Raw genomic sequence first — 22,570 nt, forward strand, 5'->3', positions numbered from 1 at the left:
GGGTCGTGCTATAATAATCGGGAATTCAGCAAGAGGTCTCGCAATGCCCGGCAACCGGCTCGATCCGATCGACCGCAAGATTCTCGCCGAGCTTCAGGCGGACGGTCGCATGACCAACGTCGAGCTTGCCAGGCGCGTCGGAATCAGCGCCCCGCCCTGTCTGCGGCGCGTTCGCACACTCGAAGAGCAGGGGTTCATCCGCGGCTACCACGCCGATGTCGATCCGCGCGAACTGGGGTTCGAGGTGCAGGTGTTCGTATCGGTCGGCCTGCAAAGTCAGGCGGAAAGCGATCTGCGCATCTTTGAGGATCGCTGCCGGGCCTGGCCGCTTGTGCGCGAATGCCACATGCTGAACGGCGAGGTCGATTTCATCCTGAAATGCGTGGCGCCCGATCTGTCAACCTTTCAGAGTTTCCTGACCGGAGACCTGCTGACCGCCGAAAATGTAGGGTCGGTCAAGACCTCGCTGGTGATCCGGGGCGCCAAGGATGAGCCCGGCGTGCCGTTCGATGTGCTCGAAGAGCGGCTGAGCCGCTCGGCCTGATTACATCGCAATCAGGCCGTCGAGCACGTCGCGCGTGGTACGCGTCATGATCAGTTCGCCGAAATCCTGCATCAGTCCGACGTTGGGGAACATCCCCAGGAACAGCCCGCGCAGCGCGTCGGGCAGCGGTTTGCTGATCGCCTTGCCGGGATGATAGGTTTCCATCTCGATGCCGCCGATGGGCAACGTCCCGTGGCGCGGCAGCATCAGGTGATACAGCTGCACGGGGCCTCCGGGCGACACCTGGACGATGCGGTCCCCGTCGGCAAAATCGGCCACCGGCACCAGCACCCTGTCCTGTCCGATCAGCGCGCGCAGGCGATCGCGGCGCATCACCATGCGGGCGGCGGGTCCGACCAGCACGTCTGCCATCGGCCGCCCCGGCCCGAAGGTTTCTGCGGTGATCCGCGCCAGCGAGGCCAGCGTCGAGCGGTCATCGGTGATCCCCGGCACATAGGTGGTCGATCCGATCCACAGCACCGGCTGGGTGCCTTCGCTGCTTTCGACGTAATCGCCGGGCAGCAGGTCCTCGATGGCGACGGGACCGCGTACGGTGCGGATCAGCGTGCCACGGGCAAAGGCGGTGGTTGCCTCTTCAAACAGCGCCACTGCGGGCGCGACGTGGCTGTCATAGGCGATGGAAAGATCCGGCAGCAGCGCGGCGGCCTCGTACTTGCGCATGAGAGAGGATGCGCGCCGAGGCCGCCCGTCCCGGAGAGAAACGGTATCGCGAGCGGTAGGCATCGGAACCGCGCTGCCCCGAAGACGGACGGATTGCTGGAGACTGGACATGTGACACCTCTTAAAGGTCGGTCACATCCGAAGTTGGCCCCCACCAACAACGACAGAAGGACATTCGCGGTTTCGTTAAGCACGAACAGGCCCCAATGCCGCTGCCCTGTCAAAATTAAACCGGATTTGAGTCGTCCCGCAGGCCCAATCCCAGGCGACCCGGCATATTGTTGGAGGATTTTCAACGAATCCGCCACATTTGCCCGGCGGGATCGAATCGCACGCTCCTTTCAGGCGGTTTTGCGCTTGCCCGCATTCTGCTTGCGACGCGCGATCATCGCGGCGCGCCGGGCTCCGCGTGCCCAGGGCAGATCGGTCTCGGCGGTTTTTGCGGCCTCAAGGACGGACGCGATAAAGCGGCCTTGTTGTCTTGGGTTGCACGTTTGGGTCATGAGGATGCTCCTGTTTGCCGGGCTTTGCCCGGGTGGCCCGGCCTTGGCGCAATTCCTGCGCCGCCTGTCCCGACACTGACAGCGAAATCGGGCGAATTCCGGACGCAGCCGGGACAATTCAGGGAATTTGGCAGGTTTGTTTCCGCCAGCTACAGGCGGATCGCCGCGATCAGGCGTCCGTAATCGGCGGCGCGTTCATGACACGCACGGCGATAGGAAAAGAACCGCCGGGGATCCGAATAGGTACAGTGCCGCGTCCATTCCGCCTGGACCCCCGCGTCGCGCAGGCGAAACAGACCAAATGCCGGCAGGTCGAACAGCATCCGGTCCCCCCGCCCCCGAGCAAAGAACCGGGCGTAGCCGGGGTCTTCGTCCATGAAGGTTTCCAAAAATTCGGGCCCGACCTCATAGGCATGCTGGCTGATCGTCGGGCCGATGACGGCGCGGATGCCGGCGCGCGTCGCGCCAAGCGCCAGCATCGCGTCGACCGTCGATTCCAGTACCCCGCCGATGGCACCCTTCCAGCCGGCATGGGCCGCGCCGACGACGCCCGCGTCTGCATCGGCAAACAGCACCGGCTGGCAATCGGCCGTCAGCACGCCCAGGGCGATGCCGGGGGTCGCCGTCACCAGGCCATCGGCCTCGGGCAATGGCCCCGCGTGCGGCCCGCTCACCGTGGTCACGCCGGCGGAATGGGTCTGATGTACATTGACAAGATGAGTCACCGGCACCTGCATCGCATCCGCGACGCGGGACCGGTTGATGGCCACGATTTCGGACTGGTCGGTCGAGCCATTGCCGCAGTTCAGCCCGGCAAAAACCCCGGACGACGCCCCGCCCTTGCGGGTGAAAAAGCCGTGCCGAAACGGTCCAAGACTGTCGGACGTGATGATTTCAAGCGTCATGTCACCCCTCGCGGCGATCTGCGGGCAGCAGCCCCGGCGGCACCGGCGCGCCCTCGGGAACGAATCCCAGCACCTTGAACAGCGAACCCATTTCGCCGGGGTGCGTCAACCGGCGATGTGCCGCGACATGGGCATCGCGCGCGGCGCCCGTCAGCCCGTCTGCCAGCCGCTGCGCCCGCCGGGTGATCCCCAGCGTTTCCAGAAAAACGCCCTGAGGGACCAGCGCGGTATGGGCGCAGGGCGCGGCGGCGGCAAGCGCGCGGAAATCCACATGGGCGGTCAGGTCGGCCTGTCCGGGGGCCGCCAGCGGGGGCACCTTGGTATGGGACTGCACCGCCTGGAACGTATCGCCATGGGCGCCCCAGTCGCCATAATCCACCACCAGCGCCGCGCCGCCATGGGACGAAATGCGGCGGCCCAGGTCTTCGACGATTCCTTCGGCGGGGGCGCAGGTGGTGATCAGGTCGCCCTCTGGGGTCGCAAGGAATGGCATCAGCGCCGCCTGCGGCGCAGGCTCGGTCAGGCCAAAGGCAAGCGCACCCTCGTACAGGCCGACGACCCGTTCGGCCCAGCCCTCGCCCGCGCGAATGAACTGGCGCACCGGCAGCGCATCGAAGAATTCGTTGGCAATCAGGAACAACGGCGCCTCGGGCAGATCGGCGACGCTGTCGACCCACGTCGGAGCCAACCCTTGCAGCGACCGCGATTGCCAAGCGCGCAAGGCGGGCGAAGCTTCGACAAGGCAAAGCGTCGCGGCGTCGAGCATTCCCGGCACGGCCCCCATCGCACGGGTGGCATCCGCCATCAGCGTGCCCCGCCCCGGCCCCAGCTCCGCCAGCACGAACGGTGTGGGCCGCCCCTGGTCGATCCACGATTGGGCCAGCGACAGGCCGATCAGCTCGCCGAACATCTGGGAAATCTCGGGCGCGGTGGTGAAATCGCCCTGCGCGCCCAGCGGATCGCGGGTGGTGTAATAGCCGTGCCGGGGGTGCAACAGGCACAGGGCCATGTATTCGGCCACCGTCATCGGACCTTCGGCCGCGATGCGCCGGTGCAGAATCTGCGCCAGCGGCGTCATGCCCGCCGCCGCGCCGCCAGCAGAAAGCCAAGCCCGACCGCGATCATCGGCAACGACAGGATCTGCCCCATGGTCAGACCCCAGCTCCCTACATGCCACGCCAGCCCCAGCGGGTTGCCCAGCGACACGAATTGCGCATCCGGCTGGCGCAGGAACTCCACCGCGAACCGGGCCAGCCCGTAGCCGATGAAGAAAGTCCCCGTCACCAGGCCGGGCCGTTTCAGCGCGCCCCCCCGGAACACCATCCAGAGCAGCAGACCGCCAAGGATCAGCCCCTCTAACCCGGCCTCATACAGTTGCGACGGGTGCCGCGCGCATAGCTCGCCCGCCGCCTGCCCGCAGGCCTGTGCGGCCTCGCTGGGAAAGATCACGCCCCAGGGCAGATCGGTTGGCCGCCCCCAAAGTTCATCGTTCACGAAATTCGCGATGCGCCCCAGCATCAGCCCCGGCGGCACCGAAAGCGCCATCATGTCCGCCACCGGCACCAGCGGCGCGCGGATACTGCGGCAGAACAGCAGCACCGCCACGATCACCCCCAGCAAGCCGCCGTGAAACGACATGCCCCCCTGCCAGATCATCAGAATCTGGCCCGGATTCGCCAGGTAATAGGCCGGTTGATAGAACAGCACGAACCCCAGGCGCCCACCCAGAATGATGCCCAAAATCACCCAGGTGACGAATTGTTCGACCTGCGCGGGCGCCATTGGCGGCGCATCAAAGCGCCACAGGGCGGCGCGCTTCACCGCCATGGTGGCCAGCTTCCAGCCCAGCAGGATGCCTGCGATATAGGCAAGCGCATACCAGCGAAGCGCGAATTCGAAGCTTCCGATCGAGATCGTGAAAAGCTCGGGCGAGAGCGGCGGAAAGGGGATGGCTGCGATCATGGGCGCATGGTTGATATGGCCGCAGCGGGGAAGTCAACCTTGAGACCGAAGGCCAGGCAGCCCATATAGATCACGACAGCGTATCAGGAGGCTTTCATGCAGACGCGCAACAAGGTGTTCGACGACATTTCCCAACTGATGACCAACGCCATGGGCGTGGCGCAGGGTGCCAGGACCGAGGCCGAAACGGCGATGAAGTCGATGATCGACCGCTGGCTGGCCGACCGCGATTTCGTCACCCGCGAAGAATTCGACGCGGTGCGCGCCATGGCGCAAAAGGCCCGCGAAGAGAACGAGGCGCTGAAGGTCCGTCTTGACGCGCTGGAAAAGGGCGCATCCTGACCCGCGCCCCTCGGGGCCGTTTTCCTTGCATGACCGGCTATCGGGCGCTATAGGCCCCCCGGTGGCTTTGTGCCACTGATTCATCAACACGCACGCCGAGTCTGGCCCATTCGCTTCGGGGGCCACGTCCGGCAATGGAGAAGCGATATGAAACTCAACGAACTGCGCGACAATCCCGGCGCAACCCAGACCAAGAAACGCATTGGCCGTGGCCCCGGTTCGGGCAAAGGTAAAATGGGTGGCCGTGGGATCAAGGGTCAGAAATCCCGTTCGGGCGTGGCCATCAACGGCTACGAGGGCGGCCAGATGCCGCTGTACCAACGCCTGCCCAAGCGCGGCTTCAACAAGCCGAACCGCAAGGCATATGCTGTTGTGAACCTTGGCCTGATCCAGAAATTCGTCGACGCGGGCAAGCTTGAGGCTGGCGCCATCACCGAAGAGACGCTCGTGTCCTCGGGTCTGGTGCGCCGCAAGCTGGACGGCATCCGCATCCTTGCCAAGGGCGAGATCACCGGCGCGCTGACCATCGAAACCACCGGCGCATCGAAAGCCGCCATCGAGGCGGTCGAGAAAGCCGGCGGTGCTCTCAAGATCACGGCTGCGGCGGCCGCCGAATAAGCGGGTTGTGAGCGGCGAGCGCGCCGCTTACACAAGACCCCATGTTTTCCACGAACGCCGCCGGAGCCGGAAAGCGCCCCGGCGGCGTTTCTCTTGAATAGAGGACCCGCATGGCATCCGCTGTGGAACAAATGGCCGCCAACACCAGCTGGGCGGCACTCGGCAAGGCGACTGACCTTCGCAATCGCATTCTGTTTACCCTCGGTCTGCTGATCGTTTACCGGCTGGGCACCTATATCCCTGTGCCCGGCATCGACGGGGCGGCGCTGCGTCAGTTCATGGAACAGGCCGGCCAGGGCATCGGCGGCATGGTGTCCATGTTCACCGGCGGCGCGCTGGGGCGCATGGGGGTCTTTGCGCTTGGCATCATGCCCTATATTTCGGCCTCGATCATCGTGCAGCTTCTGGGGGCCATGGTGCCCGCGCTGGAGCAGCTGAAGAAAGAGGGCGAACAGGGCCGCAAGAAGATGAACCAGTACACCCGCTACGGCACGGTGTTTCTGGCGCTGTTCCAGGCCTATGGCCTTGCGGTCTCGCTGGAAGCGGGTGACCTTGCCCATGATCCGGGCTGGTATTTCCGCGCGGCCGTGGTCATCACGCTGGTGGGCGGCACCATGTTCCTGATGTGGCTGGGCGAACAGATCACCGCGCGCGGCATCGGCAACGGTATCTCGCTGATCATCTTTGTCGGCATCGTTGCGGAAATTCCCGCCGCGCTGGCGCAGTTCTTTGCCTCCGGCCGGTCGGGCGCGGTTTCGCCCGCGGTGATCCTGGGGGCCATTGTCATGGTCGTCGTGGTGATCATGTTCGTGGTGTTCATGGAACGCGCCCTGCGCAAGATCACCATTCAGTACCCGCGCCGTCAGGTCGGCATGAAAATGACCGAGGCGCAGTCGTCGCACCTCCCGGTCAAGGTGAACCCGGCCGGCGTCATCCCGGCGATCTTTGCCTCGTCGCTGCTGCTGCTGCCGACCACCATCGCGACCTTCAGCCAGACCGGGGGCACATCGCCGATCCTGTCGACGATCCTGGCCTATTTCGGCCCCGGACAGCCGCTGTACCTGCTGTTCTTCGCCGCGATGATCATCTTTTTCGCCTATTTCTACACGTTCAACGTGTCATTCAAACCCGATGACGTGGCCGACAACCTCAAGAACCAGAACGGGTTCATCCCCGGCATCCGTCCGGGCAAGCGCACCGCCGAGCATCTGGAATATGTGGTCAACCGTGTGCTTGTTCTGGGGTCGGGCTATCTTGCACTGGTCTGTCTGTTTCCGGAAATTTTGCGGGCGCAGTTCGCGATTCCGTTCTATTTCGGCGGCACGTCGGTGCTGATTGTCGTTTCGGTCACCATGGACACCGTCCAGCAGGTCCAGAGCCATCTGCTGGCGCATCAATACGAAGGTCTTATTCAGAAGTCGCAGCTGCGTGGCAAGGGAAAGACCAAAGCGAAGCGGAAAGGGCCTGCACGCCGATGAACATCATTCTACTTGGACCGCCGGGAGCGGGCAAAGGCACACAGGCCGGTTTTCTCGTCGAGGATCGCGGCATGGTTCAACTGTCGACCGGGGACATGCTGCGCGAGGCGAAGGCCAGCGGCAGCGAGATGGGCAAGAAGGTCGCCGATGTCATGGCCCGCGGCGAGCTTGTCACCGATGAGATCGTCATCGGCCTGATCCGCGAAAAGCTGACAACGACCAAGGCGTCCGGCTTTATCTTCGACGGCTTCCCGCGCACCCTGCATCAGGCGGATGCCCTTGGCGAGCTGCTTGAAGAGATGGGGCAATCGCTGGACAAGGTGATCGAGCTGCGCGTCGATGACGACGCGCTCGTGGGTCGTATCGTCGGCCGCGCCGAACAAGCCAGGGCCGCCGGGCAGACCCCGCGCGCCGACGACACCGAAGAGGCGCTGCGCACCCGTTTGATGGCGTATTACAAGACGACCTCGCCACTGGTCGGGTATTACTACGCCAAGGGGCTGTATTCGCACATCGACGGCATGGGCAGCATGGCCGAGGTCAAGGCCGCCCTTGCCGAGCGTATCGACAGCTAGGTCCGGCCCAAGCCGGAACATACAGGGGGCGGTCCTGTCACGGGGCCGCCCCATTGCGTGATGCTCATGGCGCTTGCGTCAATTTGCCCGCAGCGTGGGCTGCCGGGCCCGCCGTTCCAGTCGGTTGAACTGCACGACCACGCCAGACGTCCGCGTGCGCAGGTACCTGCCGAACCAGGCGTTATCCTCGGCCGACAGATCGGCATAGCCCATCGACCAGCCCAGAAAACTGCGTTCGGGCACCGACCGGCGCATCAGAACGGTCACATTGCTGTGCCGGTCATCGGCGCTGATACGGTCGAAAAGCGCATCGACCACCGATGCCGCCCCTTCCAGAACCTGATAAAAATGCGCACGGTCGCGCAGCAGATACCCGGTGACCCCGGCCCGTGCATTGTTTTCGAGCGCATCCTTAAGGATCACAAAATCGCTCCAGTGTCCCCGCGAGCTGCGACAGAGGCTTGTGTAAAACAATTGGGTCAGCATATACCGGACAGGTCCTTTCGGGATCAAAAGGCAGCGGTTGCATGCCCTTGGCCATAAAAACGCATGATGGCGGCGCAAGGTTCCCGAAGGGGCTTGACGCCCCATGCGAATCCTCATACCCACCCCCATCTCTTATCAGAGACTCGTTTTCTCGTGGCCGGGCTCTGCCTTGCCGCAGATCACCTCAGCAGCGGCAAGCCCGGACGTCCGCGTCACGGGCCCATGTTGTGAAAAAAGGTTCTGGCACTACGGAACCGCAACGAAAAGGAATATGGACTTGGCACGTATTGCCGGCGTCAACATCCCGACTGCAAAGCGGGTGCCCATCGCCCTCACCTACATCACCGGCATCGGTCACACCTCGGCGAAAGCCATCTGCGAGGCGGTCGGCATCGACGCGTCCCGCCGCGTGAACGAACTGTCCGACGCCGAAGTTCTCGCCATCCGCGAGCACATCGACGCGACCTACACCGTCGAAGGTGACCTGCGTCGCGAAACGCAGATGAACATCAAGCGCTTGATGGACCTTGGCTGCTACCGCGGCCTGCGCCATCGTCGCAACCTTCCTGTTCGCGGTCAGCGGACGCACACCAACGCTCGCACGCGCAAAGGCCCCGCAAAGGCCATCGCCGGCAAGAAGAAGTAAGGGAGGGCTGCATCAATGGCACGTGATACTCGTCGCGGAGGCAAGAAGAAGGTCTCCAAGAACATCGCCGCTGGCGTGGCGCATGTGAACTCGTCATTCAACAACACCAAGATCCTAATCTCGGATGTGCAGGGCAACGCGATCGCATGGTCGTCCGCCGGCACCATGGGTTTCAAGGGTTCGCGGAAATCGACCCCCTACGCCGCTCAGCTCGCTGCCGAAGACGCGGGCAAGAAGGCGCAGGAACACGGCGTGAAAACGCTGGAAGTCGAAGTTCAGGGGCCCGGTTCGGGCCGTGAATCCGCACTGCGCGCGCTTGCTGCCGCGGGCTTCAACATCACGTCGATCCGCGACGTGACGCCCATCGCGCACAACGGCTGCCGTCCGCCGAAACGTCGCCGCGTCTGATCGGTAATTTCAACATGGCGGGGCCCTGCTTTTCAGCGGGGCCCTGCTGTCGTCATTTCAACCTCGGGCGTCTGCGCCTTTAGGACATGGGGCACGGACAGGAATGGAGGGACGCATGATCCACAAGAACTGGGCTGAACTTATAAAGCCGACCCAGCTGGAGGTTCGCCCCGGCGCCGATCCGTCTCGGGTCGCCACCGTGGTCGCCGAACCGCTGGAGCGCGGCTTCGGTCTGACTCTGGGCAACGCGCTGCGCCGCGTTCTGTTGTCGAGCCTGCAAGGCGCGGCCATCACCAGCGTACAGATCGACAACGTGCTGCACGAGTTTTCGTCCGTCGCCGGCGTCCGCGAGGATGTGACCGATGTCGTGCTGAACCTCAAGGGCGTGTCCCTGCGCATGGAAGTCGAAGGCCCCAAGCGGGTGTCGATCAACGCCAAGGGTCCGGGCGTCGTGACCGCCGGTGACATCGCCGAAAGCAACGGCATCGAGGTTCTGAACAGGGACCATGTGATCTGTCACCTTGACGATGGTGCCGATCTGTTTGTCGAACTGACTGTGAACACCGGCAAGGGCTACGTCGCCGCCGACAAGAACAAGCCCGAAGATGCGCCCATTGGTCTGATTCCGATCGACGCGATCTATTCGCCCGTCAAGCGCGTTTCCTACGAAGTGCAGCCGACCCGCGAAGGCCAGGTTCTGGACTACGACAAGCTGACCATGAAGGTCGAGACCGACGGCTCCGTCACGCCTGACGACGCCATCGCCTATGCGGCCCGCATCCTTCAGGACCAGCTGTCGATCTTCGTGAACTTCGACGAACCCGAAGCTGCCAGCCGTCAGGATGACGACGACGGTCTGGAATTCAACCCGCTTCTGCTCAAGAAGGTGGACGAGCTGGAACTGTCTGTCCGTTCGGCAAACTGCCTCAAGAACGACAACATCGTCTATATCGGCGACCTGATCCAGAAGACCGAAGCCGAGATGCTGCGCACCCCGAACTTCGGCCGCAAGTCGCTGAACGAGATCAAGGAAGTGCTGTCGGCCATGGGCCTGCACCTTGGCATGGATGTCGAGGACTGGCCGCCCGACAACATCGAAGATCTCGCCAAAAAGCTTGAAGACCAGTTCTAAGAGCGAAAATTACGGGCCGGCGACTTGTCGTCGGCCCGGACGACCGGGCCGGATCGGCCCCAAGGAGAGCGACCCGCACCGCATGGGCCGCCTGACAAAGCAAAACAGCCCGTAGAGGGCACATCTGGAGATACGAAAATGCGCCACGCAAAAGGTTACCGCCGCCTGAACCGCACCCACGAGCACCGCAAGGCGCTGTGGGCGAACATGGCCGGCTCGCTCATCGAACATGAGCAGATCAAGACCACCCTGCCGAAGGCAAAAGAACTCAAGCGGATCATCGACAAGCTGATTACGCTGGGCAAGCGCGGCGACCTGCACGCTCGCCGTCAGGCCGGGTCGCAGCTGAAAGAAGACAAAGACGTCGCCAAGCTGTTCGAAATCCTCGGGCCGCGCTACGCCGAGCGTTCGGGCGGCTATTGCCGTGTGCTGAAGGCCGGTTTCCGTTACGGCGACATGGCGCCGATGGCGATCATCGAACTGGTCGACCGCGACGTCGACGCCAAGGGGTCCGCCGACAAGGCCCGCGTTGCCGCGCTTGAGGCCGCCGAAGCCGAATAACGCATCGCGCGCAAGCGAGACGGATCAAGGGCGCTGCGGGGTTTTCCCACAGCGTCCTTTTTCCGTCTTCAGAAGCTCTCAAGCTCTTTCTTAACAAGCTTTTCGATATCGCGCAGCGGGTGATTGGTCAGCGTCTTGGGGACCTCGGCCACGATTTTATCGGAGACTTCCTTGTGCAGTTCGCTGCGCAGATCGCCCAGCACCGACGGCGACGCCACCAGCACAAGCCGGTCGAACGCGCCCTTGTGCGCCTCGGCATAAAGCTGGTCGGCCAGATCTGCGGCAAAGCGTTCCTTTTGCAGATCGTGCCAGTCGGTGTCATCCAGGGCCGACCGCTGGCCGACCCCGCCGTCATGCATCCGACCGGGACGGTTGGCGCCCTGTTCACGATCGGAGGGGTTGGCCTGCGCCTCTTCGTCAAAGACTTCCAGGTTGGGGTTTTCGTGATCGGTCAGGTTGCGCAGGAACAGTGCCTTTTCGCTGTCCGTCACCACGACCCAGGTTCCCTGTTTCAGTTCGACCATCCTGGTCTCCTTTCAACTCTTGTGTCTGCTGCGACAACGCTTTGCCCTGCCCCGCCGTTCCGCCGCCTTGATCTGCCCTGCACCTCGGGTCATATCCAGAGGGCCAAAGGAAAGACCGCCCATGCTGCGCACCGCCCTCGCTGCCCTCGCTACCCTCGCCGTTGCAAGCCTGCCCATGGCCCCGCTGCACGCCCAGCACGTGCCGCAAAGCCAGGCCGAAATCTCGCGTGGTTTCGTGCCGCTGGTGAAACAGGCGACCCCCGCGGTGGTGAATATCTACGCGCGTCGCGTGGTGGAATCGCGCAGCCCCTTTGCCGGCGATCCGCTGTTCGGCAGCATCTTTCGCGATTTCGCCGCCCGGCCCCGCGTGCAGAATTCGCTGGGGTCCGGGGTCATTCTGTCGGACGACGGGATCGTGGTGTCGAACTACCATGTGGTCGGACAGGCGACCGAAATCCGCGTGGTGCTGAACAACGGGGCCGAACACGACGCATCGGTGCTGCTGGCGGACGAGGAATCCGACCTGGCCATCCTGCAACTGGACGACGCGGCCGGAATGCCCCACCTGCCGTTGCGCGACAGCGATACGGTCGAAGTGGGCGAACTGGTGCTGGCCATCGGCAACCCGTTCGGCGTGGGGCAGACCGTGTCGTCGGGTATCGTGTCGGGGCTGGCACGGTCCGGCGTCGCGACCGGCAACGCGCGCGGCTATTTCATCCAGACGGACGCGCCGATCAATCCGGGCAATTCGGGCGGGGCGCTGGTCGACACGTCGGGCCGGCTGATCGGGGTCAACACGTCGATCATGACCCGCTCGGGCGGGTCCAATGGCGTCGGCTTCGCGATCCCGGCGGCGCTTGTCGCGCAGTTCGTCGAACAGGCACGGGCCGGCAACGACCGGTTCGAACGCCCCTGGGCGGGGATGACCGGACAGCCGGTAACCTCGGACATTTCAGAAAGCCTGGGGCTGGGGCTGCCCAACGGCGTGCTGATCGCGGCGCTTCACCCCGCCAGCCCGTTTGCGCAGGCCGGGCTTCAGGTCGGGGATGTCATCATCGAAGTCGACGGCCACCCGGTGAACACTCCGCCCGAAATGCTGTTCCGAATGTCGGTTCGGGGTCCTGGACATCCCGCCGATGTGCTTTTCCTGCGCCAGGGCATGCAGCATCGCGTCCGCGCCATGATGATTATGGCCCCCGAAACGCCCCCCCGCGACAGTGTCACGCTGACCGAACGAGACGTGCTGCCCGGCCTTTCGGCGTCGCGGATCAACCCGGCGGTGGAAACCGAACTGGGCAGGACCTACGGCGAGGATGGCGTGGTGGTGACCGATCCCGGCCCTTACGGGGCACGGATCGGATTGCGGGCGGGCGACATGCTGCTGGCCATCGGCGATCGGGCCGTGACCGCCCCCGCCGAGATCGGAGCGCTGCTGCTTCGTGCCGCGCCAAGGATCACGATGCTGATCAAGCGCGGCGGATCGCGCATCTCGCTGCGGTTCAGGGCCTGAGCCATGGCGGACCTCTTCGGCGATCCCCCCTCGGGCAACAATACAGGCAAAGACATGCCCCCCCGCCCCCTTGCCGACCGGCTGCGCCCCAGGACGCTGGACGAGGTGATCGGTCAGCAACAGGTGCTGGGACAAGAATCGCCGCTGGGCGTGATGCTGGCGGCGGGGTCGCTGTCCAGCATTGTGTTCTGGGGTCCGCCGGGCGTGGGCAAGACCACCATCGCGCGGCTTCTGGCGGATGCGACCGATCTGCATTTCGTTCAGATCAGCGCGATTTTCACCGGCGTGCCGGACCTGCGCAAGGTGTTTGATGCCGCCAGGCACCGGCGCGCCAACGGGCAGGGCACGCTGCTGTTCGTCGATGAAATTCACCGCTTCAACAAGGCCCAGCAGGACGGCTTTCTGCCCCATATGGAAGACGGCACCATCCTTTTGGTGGGCGCGACCACCGAAAACCCCAGCTTCGAGCTGAACGCCGCCCTTCTGAGCCGCGCCCAGGTTCTGGTGCTGGAACGGTTGGCCCCCGCCGATCTGGACCGGCTGGCGCAACGCGCCGAGCACGATCTGGGCCGCCCTTTGCCGCTGGACCCACAGGCGCGTCGGGCGCTGCTGGAAATGGCCGATGGCGACGGGCGCGCGCTGCTGAACCTTGTCGAACAGATCATGGCGTGGAAACCCTCTGCTCCGCTCGGCACGGACCAGCTGACCCAGCGCCTGATGCGGCGCGCGGCGCAATACGACAAGGGGGGCGACGGGCATTACAACCTGATTTCGGCGCTGCACAAATCGGTGCGCGGATCGGACCCGGACGCGGCGCTTTACTGGTTCGCGCGGATGCTGGAGGCGGGCGAGGACCCCCGCTTTCTTGCCCGCCGCCTGACCCGCATGGCGGTCGAGGACATCGGCCTTGCCGACCCGCAGGCGCAGGCGATCTGCATGGATTGCTGGCAGACCTATGAACGTCTCGGCTCGCCCGAAGGCGAGCTGGCGCTGGCCAACGCGGTGATCTATCTTGCGCTAGCGCCCAAGTCCAACGCGGCCTACGTCGCTTACAAGGCGGCGCGCGCGGCGGCGAAAAAGACCGGCTCCTTGATGCCGCCGAAACACATCCTGAACGCACCCACCCGCCTGATGAAGGATGTCGGCTACGGCAAGAACTACGCCTACGACCACGACGCCGAAGACGGCTTTTCCGGGCAGGATTATTTCCCCGAAGACATGGGGCGCACCGAATTCTACGCCCCGGTCGAGCGCGGATTCGAACGGGACCTCAAGAAGCGCACGGATTATTTTGCCAAACTTCGGCGAGACCGGCAAAAGTGATCGCGTGATGGACGCCCCCGGGGGCCCTGCACGCTTGACAACCCGCCGCGCCCGCGACATTGCGCGAGGATGATCCTGACCCTTCTCCAGGTTGCCGTTGGCGGCGCATTGGGCGCGTCATCGCGCTATCTTACCGGCGTGGCGATGACGGCGGTGTTGGGCAAGTCGTTTCCGTGGGGCACGCTGACGGTGAACATCCTTGGCTCGTTCCTGATGGGGGTGCTCGTCACGGTCCTGGGGCAGATGTCGGCCACGCGCTTTGCGCCGCTGCTTGCGATCGGCTTTCTTGGGGGGTTCACCACGTTTTCCAGCTTTTCGCTGGATGTCGTGACGTTGTACGAACGGGGCGACGTGGCCATCGCCTTTGGGTATGTCTGCGTGTCGGTCGTGGCGTCGATCCTGGCACTGTTCGCCGGTCTTTTCATCGCCAGGAGTTTTTTCGCATGAGCCAAGTTCAGACCGTAACCGTCGGGCCGGGGGATGGCGACCAGCGTCTTGACCGCTGGCTCAAGCGTCATTTCCCGCATCTCGGGCAGGGCCCGATCGAAAAGATGTGCCGCAAGGGCGAGCTGCGCGTCGACGGGGGGCGCTGCAAGGCGTCCACCCGTCTGAGCGTCGGTCAACAGGTGCGCATCCCGCCCCTGCCCGACCCCGACGAGGCCCGCGCCAAGGCGCTGCTGCCGCGCACACCGCCCAGGGTCAACGCCGAGGACGTCGAGCTGATCCAGTCCTGCGTGCTGTGGAAGGACGACCACGTCATCGCGATCAACAAGCCCGCGGGCTTGCCGACGCAGGGCGGCAGCGGCCAGTTGCGCCATGTGGACGGCATGGCCGACGCACTGCGCTTTGGCATGGATGAAAAGCCGCGCCTTGTGCACCGCCTGGACAAGGACACGTCAGGCGTGCTGCTGCTGGCCCGCACCCGCGAGGCCGCGCAAGCGCTGACCGCCGCGCTGCGTCACAAGCAGACGCGCAAGATTTACTGGGCGGTCGTCGCGGGTGTGCCCACGCCGTACCTTGGCGAAATCCGGTACGGTCTGGTCAAGGCGCGCGGCCACGGCAAGGGCGGCGAGGCGGAAAAAATGGTTTGCGTCCATCCGCGCGACATTGGCACGACCGAAGGCGCCAAGCGGGCGCATACGCTTTACGCAACGCTCTACCGCGTCGCGAGCCGGGCAAGCTGGGTCGCGCTTGAGCCGCTGACCGGGCGCACCCATCAACTGCGCGCCCATATGGCCGAAATCGGCCACCCGATCATCGGCGACGGCAAATACGGCGGATCGGGGCAGGAAAACATGGGCGACGGATGGGGCGCGCAGCTGGGCGGCGTCATCAGCAAGAAGCTGCACCTGCATGCGCGGTCGATGAGCTTCGAACACCCGAGGACGCGCAAGACCATCACCGTCACCGCGCCCCTGCCCGACCACATGAAACACACCTGGGACACCTTCGGCTGGACCGAAGACCTGGCCGAGGGCGACCCGTTCGAAAGCCTGCAATGAGCGACCTCAAGCTGGTGATCTTTGACGTCGACGGCACGCTGGTGGACAGCCAGACCGACATCGTCGCCTCAATGCGCGCGGCGTTCGAAGCCATCGGCGTAGCGGCGCCTTCGCGCGCCGACATGCTGTCGATCGTCGGCCTGTCCCTGCCGCTTGCGGTGTCGCAGCTTGTGCCCGGTCTGGCCGCATCCGACCGCGACCGCATGGTCGATGCCTACAAGACGTCGTACAGAGGGCTGCGTATCGCCAAGGGGACGCCGCAGAGTTCGCCGCTCTATCCCCATGTGCGCGCCGTTCTGGACGAGCTGCACGCCATCCCTCAGGTGCTTTTGGGCATTGCCACCGGGAAATCCCGGCGCGGTCTGGACAAATTGCTGGACGGGCATCGGCTGCGCCCGCTGTTTGTCACCCACCAATGCGCCGACGACCACCCCAGCAAACCGCACCCGGCGATGTTGCTGGCAGCGCTTGGCGAGGCGGGCATCGAGGCGGATAACGCCGTGATGCTGGGCGACACGTCGTTCGACATGGACATGGCGCAGGCCGCCGGGATTCGCGGCATCGGCGTCAGCTGGGGCTATCATCCGACCGGTCGGCTGGCCGCCGCGTCCAGTATCATCGACGACATCCGCGCACTGCCCGCTCTGCTGCGCGACCACTGGAGGCTGACGGCATGAGCGAATGGACCCCGCGCAGATTTTACGAACAGGCCACCCCGACCGAAACCTCCGGCGGTTATGGCATCGCCCTTGATGGCCACCGGGTCATGACGCCGGGGAAATCCGCGCTGGTGGTGCCCAGCCGTGCGCTGGCCGAAGCGATCGCCGCCGAATGGCAGGCGCAGGGCGAAAAGATCGACCCCGGTTCGATGCCCTTCACCCGCACCGCGAACAGCGCCATCGAAAAAGTGGCGCCGCAAAAGGACGCCGTGGCACAGATGCTGGCCGACTACGGCGACAGCGACCTGCTGTGCTACCGCGCGGCCGAACCGGATGCGCTGGTGCGGCGGCAAGCGGATCTGTGGGACCCGATGCTGGACTGGGCGGCCGCCAGCCTTGGCGCGCGGCTTGTGCCCGTTACCGGCATCATGCACGCGCCGCAGGATGCCATGGCGCTGAAAAATCTGGCAGACCGTGTGCACAGGATGACCGAGTTCGAACTCGCGGCGTTTCACGATCTCGTTGCGGTTTCCGGCTCGCTGATCCTGGGATTCGCGGCCACCGGGCCGGACCACGACCCCGACGACCTGTGGTCGCTGTCCCGCCTGGATGAATGCTGGCAAGAAGAAACCTGGGGCGTCGACGAAGAAGCGCAGGCGTTGGCGTTGCACAAACGCGCGGCCTTTCTTCACGCACATCGGTTCTTTGTCTTGTCCGGCGCTGACTAAACCGCTGGCGCCGCAGGCCCGGCTGCCTTTTTCTTCAGCATTCGACATCGTTTTTCGCGGCGGAACGGGTTGACCTCCCAAATGGAATCCTAACAAACTCGCCCCACCTGAGGGGGGAGCTCCCATCCCATGGTTCCAGGCCCCCGAAGGGCCGTGAAAACCGGTCCACGAAGGGCCGGACAACAGGAAGAGGTTGATATGAAGAACACCGTACTCCTTGGCGCGCTCACCGTCGCCGGTCTGGCGGCCGGTACCGCCGGTGCGGCGACGCTTGACGATGTCAAGGCGCGTGGCACCTTGAATTGTGGCGTGTCCACCGGTCTGACCGGCTTCTCGGCCCCCGACGCCAACGGTGTCTGGCAGGGTTTTGACGTCGCCGTCTGCCGCGCGGTCGCCGCTGCCGTTCTGGGCGACCCGATGGCCGTGAATTTCGTGCCGACCACCGGGCAGACCCGTTTCACCGCGCTTGCGTCGGGCGAAATCGACATCCTGGCCCGCAACACCACCTGGACCTTTTCGCGCGATGTCGACCTGAAGTTCGAATTTGTCGGCGTGAACTATTACGACGGTCAGGGCTTTATGGTTCCCAAGGCGCTTGGCGTGTCCTCCGCCAAGGAACTCGATGGCGCGACCGTCTGCATCCAGACCGGCACCACCACCGAACTGAACCTTGCCGATTTCTTCCGCGTCAACAACATCAACTACGAGCCGGTGCCGATCGAAACCAACGCCGAGGCGCAGCAGCAGTACCTTGCCGGTGCCTGCGATGTCTACACCACCGACGCGTCCGGCCTTGCGTCCACCCGCGCGTCGTTCGAGGCACCCACCGATCACGTCATCCTGCCCGAGATCATCTCGAAAGAGCCGCTTGGCCCGCTGGTGCGCCATGGCGACAGCGAATGGGGCGACGTCGTGCGCTGGTCCTTCAACGCGCTGGTCGCGGCCGAGGAATACGGCGTGACCTCGGCCAATATCGAAGAACTGTCGGCCTCGGCCGGCGACAACCCCGAGCTCAACCGGCTGCTGGGCGCCGAAGGCGAACTGGGCGCGATGCTGGGTCTCGAACCCGACTGGGCCAAGAAAGCCATCATGGCCAACGGCAACTACGGCGAGATCTTTGAAAAGACCATCGGCGAAAAAACCCCGATCGGCCTGTCGCGCGGCCTGAACGCGCAGTGGACCGAAGGCGGTCTGCTTTACAGCCCGCCGTTCCGCTGATCGGCACCAGACATACGGGGCGCGGGGATCAATCCCCGCGCCCCGACCACTTCGGGCTGGTGCGTCCGAAGCCTGGGGACAGTCCGCGGCACCACCTGACAGACCACGTTTGAACGACCACCGGCCCCACAGGGCTCGACATCAAGATCACGGCCCGAAGGGCTGGCACGAGTTTCCGCAATGGGGGCGCGACACCGGACAAACCGGTGCAAGACCCGGGAAGAACGGAAGCCACCGGGGAGAACAAAATGACCACCATGACTGACCCGCCGGGGCAGGGATTCCGGCTGTCGCAGCTGATCTACGACACACGTTACAGGTCACTGACCATCCAGGTCGTGGCGATGATCCTGCTGATGCTCCTTGTGTCGTGGCTTGTGGCGAACACCGTCACCAACCTGCACGCGCTTGGCAAGGATTTCGATTTCGGGTTCCTGACGCAGCCATCCGGATACGACATCAACCAGCGCCTCATCGCGTATGACAGCCAAAGCACGCATGGCCGCGCCGCTGTCGTGGGCATCCTGAACACGCTGCTTGTGGCGGTTCTGGGCTGTGCGCTGGCAACGGTTCTGGGCGTCGTGGCGGGCGTGCTGCGACTGTCGAACAACTGGCTGGTGTCGCGGCTGATGGCGGTCTACGTCGAGGGGTTCCGCAACGTCCCGCTTTTGCTGTGGATCGTGCTGATCTTTGCGCTGATGAGCGAAAGCACCCCTGCCCCGTCGGCATTCCGGGGTGACACGCCAAGCGCGTCGATGCTGCTGGACGGTGTGGCGGTGACCAACCGGGGCATTTACATCCCCGCGATCCATTTCGGAGCGCCGTTCTTTGACAACGGCCTCTACAACTGGCTGATCGTGCTGATCGCTTTTGCGGCGTCGGTCTTTGCCGTCAAACGGCTGTCTCGCTGGGCCGCGGTGAAGCAGGAAGCGACCGGCGACCGCCCCACCACCTGGTATCTGACGCTGGGCATCCTGGTGCTGCCCGTCGCGATCCTGTTCGCGCTGATGGGCGCCTTTCTGGACCTGCCCTCGCTTCAGGGGTTCAACTTTCAGGGGGGCATCCACCTGCGCGGCTCGCTGATCGCGCTGTGGCTGGCGCTGTCGCTCTATACCGGCGCATTCATCGCCGAGATCGTCCGCGGCGGCATCCTTGCCGTTTCCAAGGGCCAGTCCGAGGCGGCCTTTGCCTTGGGCCTGCGCCCCGGCACCACGATGAAGCTTGTGGTTCTGCCGCAGGCGCTGCGCGTCATCATACCGCCGCTGATCTCGCAATTCCTGAACCTGACCAAGAACAGTTCGCTCGCCATCGCCGTGGGCTACATGGATGCGCGGTCCACCCTGGGCGGCATCACCATCAACCAGACCGGGCGCGAACTGGAAGGCATGCTGCTGCTGGGCCTGTTCTATCTGGTGCTCAGCCTCGTTATTTCGGGCGCGATGAACGTCTACAACACCTCCGTAAAGCTGAAGGAGCGGTGAGTCATGGCCGGTACAAAGGAGCGCAGTGATGTCTGACACCCATGCACAAACCGTCGCCTATGTTCGCGACACCATGACCGAACAGCGCGAACCTCCGCTTTCGCAAACCGGAGCCTACAAGTGGATCCTCGGGAACATGCTGTCGACCCCGCTGAACGTGATCCTGACGATCGGGTCACTCTGGGTCATCTGGTCGGTTCTAAGCCACGTCCTGCCCTGGGCGGTCCTGGGGATCTGGAACGCCGACAGCCTGAGCGCATGCCGCGCCATCCGGACTGAGATCTACGGGGCCGATGCGTCGGTCGCCTGCTGGGCGGTGATCTCGGAACGCTGGCCGCAGTTGCTGTTCGGGTTCTACCCGCCCGAAGGCTACTGGCGCCCGGTGCTGGCCTTCGCGCTGTTTATCGCCGCCATCGCGCCCATCCTGTTCGCCTCGCTGCCGCGCAAGATGCTGTGGCTGACGGTTGCGTCGCCGTTCGTGATGTTCTGGCTGATCTGGGGCGGCACGGTCTGGGCACCGATCTGCATCGCGCTGGGGTTTGTGATCGGCTGGGCGGCAATCCGTGTTGCCGGGCCACGGATCGGCGCGTTGGGCAGCATCCTGCTCGCGATCCTGGTGCCGGTTCTGTACTGGGTGGTGATCGCGGGGCCGCTGGCGTCGGGGCTGTCGGCGATCCTGCCCATCGGGCTGGACCAGGTGGCGTCGCGCGACATGGGCGGGTTCATGCTGGCGCTGATCATCGGCATCGCGGGGATCGTGCTGTCGCTGCCTCTGGGCATCGTGCTGGCGCTGGGGCGGCAGTCGGATCTGTTTCTCATCAACAAGGTGTCGGTGATCTTTATCGAGGTGATCCGGGGCGTGCCGCTGATCGTCTGGCTGTTCACCGCGTCCCTGCTGCTGAACTACTTCCTGCCGCCGGGCACCAACTTTGACCTTATGCTGCGGGTGATCATCATGGTGACCCTGTTCAGCTCGGCCTATATCGCCGAGGTCGTGCGCGGCGGTCTCGCCGCCCTGCCCAAGGGCCAGTACGAGGCCGGCGCCGCGCTTGGCCTGGATTACTGGAAATCCATGCGGCTTGTGGTTCTGCCGCAGGCCCTGAAAATTTCGATACCGGGCATCGTGAACACCTTTATCGGTCTCTTCAAGGATACCACCCTGGTGGTGTTCATCGGCCTTCTGGACCCCATCGGGCTGTCCAACGCCATCCGCGCCAGCACGGAATGGAACGGCATCTACTGGGAGCTTTTCGTGTTCATCGGTCTGTGCTTCTTCATCTTCTGCTTCAGCATGGGCCGCTATTCGCTCTTTCTTGAGAAAAAGCTCCGTCGTGAGCACCGCTAAGGACACCTGACAATGCAAAATCAAGCGACCGAGACCGTCGACCGCAGCCACATGCAGGTCTCCGATGAAATTGCCATCCAGATCACCAAGATGAACAAGTGGTACGGCAGCTTCCATGTGCTGCGCGACATCGACCTGACGGTGCACCGCGGCGAGCGGATCGTCGTCGCCGGCCCGTCCGGGTCCGGAAAATCGACGATGATCCGCTGCATCAACCGGCTCGAGGAACACCAGGCCGGCAAGATCATCGTGGACGGCACCGAACTGGGGTCGGATCTCAAGAACATCGACAAGATCCGCTCCGAGGTCGGGATGGTGTTCCAGCACTTCAACCTGTTCCCGCATCTGACGATCCTGGAAAACTGCACGCTGGCGCCGATCTGGGTCCGCAAGATCCCGAAAAGGGAAGCCGAAGCAACGGCGATGCACTTTCTGGAAAAGGTGAAGATCCCCGAGCAGGCCAACAAGTACCCGGGTCAGCTGTCTGGCGGACAGCAGCAGCGCGTCGCCATCGCGCGGTCGCTGTGCATGAAGCCGCGCATCATGCTGTTTGACGAGCCGACCTCGGCGCTTGATCCCGAGATGATCAAGGAGGTGCTCGACACGATGGTCAGCCTTGCCGAAGAAGGCATGACCATGCTCTGCGTGACCCACGAGATGGGTTTTGCGCAAGCGGTGGCGAACCGGGTGATCTTTATGGACGCGGGCCAGATCGTCGAACAGAACGAACCGAAGGAGTTCTTCAACAATCCGCAGCACGAGCGGACAAAGCTGTTCCTGAGTCAGATCCTCGGTCACTGACAAAGGGGGGCGGGCGTGGCGCGGCGCCCCCCCCCTTCGGCGCCAATGTTGTCGCGAGCATCGGCTTGCCTGCCAGGCGCTGGCAAGCGGATGCTCGCGAAAAGCCGAAGGATTGGCATCCACATTTGCCACGAAGCGCAACCACTTAGCGCGTTCGGCTACAACGTTCCGATCGAACTGCATTATCCGGTGGCGCCACCAGCCCGTCATCGTGAAACAGCCTGAAAATTCCGGCTCCGGGCAGTCATCATTGGCGAGCGGGGCACTCGTCGGCAAGCATCGCAATGCCGCAGGATCAAGAACGCACCGCAGCCGTTCCAAGTCCGCCCCGTTGCCATAGCGCCCGCGATCACGCGCATGCCCCAACAGGACGCGTCGGATACCCTTTTTGCCTCGCGGCACAATCTTCATACCTACCCCGACAAGCCGAGCCTTGTGTATCGCTCTGGACCTGTCGCGGTTTGATGCCGCTCCTTTGATAGCATTTACTGCACCTGACCTGCCCCCCGCGAAATCCGTCACCGTGATGTAGAGTCTGCGCCGACTCTGAAGGAGCAGACACATGCGAAAGAGCCGTTTCACCGAGGCGCAAATCATTGGAATGATCAAGGAGCAGGAGGCTGGAATGCCGACTGCGA

General features: G+C 64.0%; 26 protein-coding genes. 19 read left to right on the forward strand and 7 right to left on the reverse strand.

All coding sequences use genetic code 11. From position 1 onward, the window contains the following. Positions 1 to 43: 43 nt before the first annotated feature. Positions 44 to 544: an Lrp/AsnC family transcriptional regulator gene (locus ATI53_RS16820; RefSeq protein ID WP_009506367.1), complete on the forward strand. Its 501-nt coding sequence runs from the start codon at positions 44 to 46 to the stop codon at positions 542 to 544. Here the strand turns inward: ATI53_RS16820 and ATI53_RS16825 are convergent, their stop codons facing one another. The 5 genes from ATI53_RS16825 to lgt form a co-directional block, all read right to left on the reverse strand. Further along, positions 545 to 1,225 carry a Hint domain-containing protein gene (locus tag ATI53_RS16825; protein WP_111550922.1) on the reverse strand — a complete coding sequence of 227 codons (681 nt, stop codon included), beginning with the start codon at positions 1,223 to 1,225 and terminating at the stop codon, positions 545 to 547. Between the two features lie 341 nt (positions 1,226 to 1,566). Then, the gene (locus tag ATI53_RS23390) at positions 1,567 to 1,728 is read right to left on the reverse strand and encodes a hypothetical protein (RefSeq protein ID WP_009506365.1); all 162 of its coding nucleotides are present in this window, start codon (positions 1,726 to 1,728) and stop codon (positions 1,567 to 1,569) included. 149 nt (positions 1,729 to 1,877) lie between these two features. After that, complete coding sequence (pgeF, locus tag ATI53_RS16830; RefSeq protein WP_009506364.1) at positions 1,878 to 2,633, reverse strand: peptidoglycan editing factor PgeF; 756 nt, start codon at positions 2,631 to 2,633, stop codon at positions 1,878 to 1,880. A gap of 1 nt (position 2,634) precedes the next feature. After that, the gene (locus ATI53_RS16835; protein ID WP_111550923.1) at positions 2,635 to 3,711 is read right to left on the reverse strand and encodes a class I SAM-dependent methyltransferase; all 1,077 of its coding nucleotides are present in this window, start codon (positions 3,709 to 3,711) and stop codon (positions 2,635 to 2,637) included. Further along, positions 3,708 to 4,595 (reverse strand): prolipoprotein diacylglyceryl transferase, encoded by an 888-nt coding sequence (gene lgt / locus ATI53_RS16840; protein ID WP_111550924.1) that lies wholly within the window; start codon positions 4,593 to 4,595, stop codon positions 3,708 to 3,710. The genes ATI53_RS16835 and lgt overlap by 4 nt, the downstream gene beginning before the upstream one ends. Before the next feature lie 96 nt (positions 4,596 to 4,691). On the opposite strand from lgt, the gene ATI53_RS16845 reads away from it, so the two are divergent. The 4 genes from ATI53_RS16845 to ATI53_RS16860 all read left to right on the forward strand — a co-directional run bounded on the left by ATI53_RS16845 (position 4,692) and on the right by ATI53_RS16860 (position 7,608). Continuing rightward, positions 4,692 to 4,937 carry an accessory factor UbiK family protein gene (locus tag ATI53_RS16845; protein ID WP_009506361.1) on the forward strand — a complete coding sequence of 82 codons (246 nt, stop codon included), beginning with the start codon at positions 4,692 to 4,694 and terminating at the stop codon, positions 4,935 to 4,937. A 147-nt stretch (positions 4,938 to 5,084) separates the two neighbouring features. Further along, complete coding sequence (gene rplO / locus ATI53_RS16850) at positions 5,085 to 5,555, forward strand: 50S ribosomal protein L15 (RefSeq protein WP_009506360.1); 471 nt, start codon at positions 5,085 to 5,087, stop codon at positions 5,553 to 5,555. 110 nt (positions 5,556 to 5,665) lie between these two features. Beyond that, entirely contained in the window at positions 5,666 to 7,033 is a 1,368-nt protein-coding gene (gene secY, locus ATI53_RS16855) for a preprotein translocase subunit SecY (RefSeq protein ID WP_009506359.1), read from the forward strand. Next, on the forward strand, positions 7,030 to 7,608 hold the full coding sequence (locus tag ATI53_RS16860) for an adenylate kinase (RefSeq protein ID WP_009506358.1): 579 nt from the start codon (positions 7,030 to 7,032) through the stop codon (positions 7,606 to 7,608). Before secY ends, ATI53_RS16860 begins: the two co-directional genes overlap by 4 nt. 78 nt (positions 7,609 to 7,686) lie before the next feature. Here ATI53_RS16860 and ATI53_RS16865 read toward each other — a convergent pair whose 3' ends face one another. Continuing rightward, positions 7,687 to 8,094: a BLUF domain-containing protein gene (locus ATI53_RS16865; RefSeq protein WP_111550925.1), complete on the reverse strand. Its 408-nt coding sequence runs from the start codon at positions 8,092 to 8,094 to the stop codon at positions 7,687 to 7,689. A 277-nt stretch (positions 8,095 to 8,371) separates the two neighbouring features. On the opposite strand from ATI53_RS16865, the gene rpsM reads away from it, so the two are divergent. The 4 genes from rpsM (at position 8,372) to rplQ (ending at position 10,841) form a co-directional block, all read left to right on the forward strand. Then, on the forward strand, positions 8,372 to 8,740 hold the full coding sequence (gene rpsM / locus ATI53_RS16870) for a 30S ribosomal protein S13 (RefSeq protein ID WP_034453323.1): 369 nt from the start codon (positions 8,372 to 8,374) through the stop codon (positions 8,738 to 8,740). Positions 8,741 to 8,755: 15 nt separating this feature from the next. After that, positions 8,756 to 9,148, forward strand: coding sequence for a 30S ribosomal protein S11 (gene rpsK / locus ATI53_RS16875; RefSeq protein WP_009506355.1), 393 nt, complete (start codon positions 8,756 to 8,758; stop codon positions 9,146 to 9,148). 115 nt (positions 9,149 to 9,263) lie between these two features. Then, on the forward strand, positions 9,264 to 10,280 hold the full coding sequence (locus ATI53_RS16880) for a DNA-directed RNA polymerase subunit alpha (protein ID WP_009506354.1): 1,017 nt from the start codon (positions 9,264 to 9,266) through the stop codon (positions 10,278 to 10,280). A gap of 138 nt (positions 10,281 to 10,418) precedes the next feature. After that, positions 10,419 to 10,841 carry a 50S ribosomal protein L17 gene (rplQ, locus tag ATI53_RS16885; protein WP_009506353.1) on the forward strand — a complete coding sequence of 141 codons (423 nt, stop codon included), beginning with the start codon at positions 10,419 to 10,421 and terminating at the stop codon, positions 10,839 to 10,841. 68 nt (positions 10,842 to 10,909) lie between these two features. Here rplQ and ATI53_RS16890 read toward each other — a convergent pair whose 3' ends face one another. Further along, positions 10,910 to 11,365, reverse strand: a complete 456-nt coding sequence (locus ATI53_RS16890) for a host attachment family protein (protein ID WP_009506352.1) — start codon at positions 11,363 to 11,365, stop codon at positions 10,910 to 10,912. 121 nt (positions 11,366 to 11,486) lie between these two features. Between ATI53_RS16890 and ATI53_RS16895 the strand changes: the two genes are divergently transcribed. The 10 genes from ATI53_RS16895 to ATI53_RS16940 all read left to right on the forward strand — a co-directional run bounded on the left by ATI53_RS16895 (position 11,487) and on the right by ATI53_RS16940 (position 21,932). Next, complete coding sequence (locus ATI53_RS16895) at positions 11,487 to 12,875, forward strand: trypsin-like peptidase domain-containing protein (protein WP_009506351.1); 1,389 nt, start codon at positions 11,487 to 11,489, stop codon at positions 12,873 to 12,875. A gap of 3 nt (positions 12,876 to 12,878) precedes the next feature. Further along, a complete protein-coding gene (locus ATI53_RS16900) occupies positions 12,879 to 14,198 on the forward strand; it encodes a replication-associated recombination protein A (RefSeq protein WP_009506350.1) in 1,320 nt (439 codons plus the stop codon). 69 nt (positions 14,199 to 14,267) lie between these two features. Then, entirely contained in the window at positions 14,268 to 14,645 is a 378-nt protein-coding gene (gene crcB / locus ATI53_RS16905; RefSeq protein ID WP_009506349.1) for a fluoride efflux transporter CrcB, read from the forward strand. After that, positions 14,642 to 15,700, forward strand: coding sequence for an RluA family pseudouridine synthase (locus ATI53_RS16910; protein ID WP_009506348.1), 1,059 nt, complete (start codon positions 14,642 to 14,644; stop codon positions 15,698 to 15,700). The genes crcB and ATI53_RS16910 overlap by 4 nt, the downstream gene beginning before the upstream one ends. Beyond that, on the forward strand, positions 15,697 to 16,377 hold the full coding sequence (locus tag ATI53_RS16915) for an HAD-IA family hydrolase (protein WP_009506347.1): 681 nt from the start codon (positions 15,697 to 15,699) through the stop codon (positions 16,375 to 16,377). Before ATI53_RS16910 ends, ATI53_RS16915 begins: the two co-directional genes overlap by 4 nt. Next, entirely contained in the window at positions 16,374 to 17,087 is a 714-nt protein-coding gene (locus tag ATI53_RS16920) for an ATP12 family chaperone protein (protein ID WP_111550926.1), read from the forward strand. Before ATI53_RS16915 ends, ATI53_RS16920 begins: the two co-directional genes overlap by 4 nt. Before the next feature lie 198 nt (positions 17,088 to 17,285). Continuing rightward, positions 17,286 to 18,305, forward strand: coding sequence for an amino acid ABC transporter substrate-binding protein (locus ATI53_RS16925; RefSeq protein WP_009506345.1), 1,020 nt, complete (start codon positions 17,286 to 17,288; stop codon positions 18,303 to 18,305). A 248-nt stretch (positions 18,306 to 18,553) separates the two neighbouring features. Then, positions 18,554 to 19,786: an amino acid ABC transporter permease gene (locus ATI53_RS16930; RefSeq protein ID WP_009506344.1), complete on the forward strand. Its 1,233-nt coding sequence runs from the start codon at positions 18,554 to 18,556 to the stop codon at positions 19,784 to 19,786. A 28-nt stretch (positions 19,787 to 19,814) separates the two neighbouring features. Continuing rightward, positions 19,815 to 21,131 carry an amino acid ABC transporter permease gene (locus ATI53_RS16935; protein WP_111550927.1) on the forward strand — a complete coding sequence of 439 codons (1,317 nt, stop codon included), beginning with the start codon at positions 19,815 to 19,817 and terminating at the stop codon, positions 21,129 to 21,131. A 12-nt stretch (positions 21,132 to 21,143) separates the two neighbouring features. Next, a complete protein-coding gene (locus ATI53_RS16940) occupies positions 21,144 to 21,932 on the forward strand; it encodes an amino acid ABC transporter ATP-binding protein (RefSeq protein WP_111550928.1) in 789 nt (262 codons plus the stop codon). Positions 21,933 to 22,570 lie beyond the last annotated feature (638 nt).

The sequence above is a fragment of the Salipiger aestuarii genome, from assembly GCF_003259905.1.
GTDB lineage: Bacteria > Pseudomonadota > Alphaproteobacteria > Rhodobacterales > Rhodobacteraceae > Salipiger > Salipiger aestuarii.